This window comes from Collinsella aerofaciens (assembly GCF_020709435.1).
GTDB classification, from domain to species: domain Bacteria; phylum Actinomycetota; class Coriobacteriia; order Coriobacteriales; family Coriobacteriaceae; genus Collinsella; species Collinsella aerofaciens_AU.
In genome coordinates, this window is record NZ_JAJFDP010000046.1 from 1 (window position 1) to 673 (window position 673).

At 67.2% G+C, this 673-nt stretch carries 1 protein-coding gene; it reads left to right on the forward strand.

The window, feature by feature from the left end; translation table 11 throughout:
- On the forward strand, window positions 1-330 hold a 330-nt coding region (locus LK493_RS10080; protein ID WP_227790927.1), incomplete at its 5' end, for a transposase.
- Window positions 331-673 lie beyond the last annotated feature (343 nt).

Sequence of the window (673 nt, forward strand, 5' to 3'; positions counted from 1 at the left end):
TGGGTCGGCCTGACGCCCTCCGAGCACTCCAGCGGGGAGAGCGACCGCAGGGGCGCGATCACCAAGGCGGGCAACAAACACCTGAGGAAGGCGCTGGTCGAGGCCGCGTGGCACTACCTGACGTGCTCGGGGCGGCCGAAGGACCTCGCCAAGGGCCAGGCCCCGGACCGGGTCGCCCGCAGGCATGCCGCCAAGGGCGTGCGGAGGCTGGTCGAGAGGCGGGAGGCGCTGCTCGCGCGCGGGGTCCACAACAACAAGGCGAACGTGGCCACGGCGCGCGAGCTCGCCTGCTGGGTGTGGGCGGTCGGCCTCATGGCCGAGGAGGCGTAGGGGGCCGGCCCCCCGCACATAAGCCGATCACCCCGGAAGCGGTTCGATCCGAAGCCGTTGAGGCGAACCTCAGGTCCCTTTTCTGCGAGCGCCCAGGGCGCCACACGCGTGCACAGACTGTCGGTTCGACGAAGAAGCCTCAGCCGTAGCAACGGATTGCCCAGCGAGAGATCGCCACGGGCGGATATTAAACTGCAAAGACGAGCGTCGGGAAGACACGCCGAGGTCGCCGCGGACGGGTTGATATAGGGAGAGGGCCTGACCCCATATCGTTGGGGCCAGGCCCGATTTTGCCTCTTGACAATGTCCTGCTCATATTAAAAGGAACGTCCCCAAGTGCCAA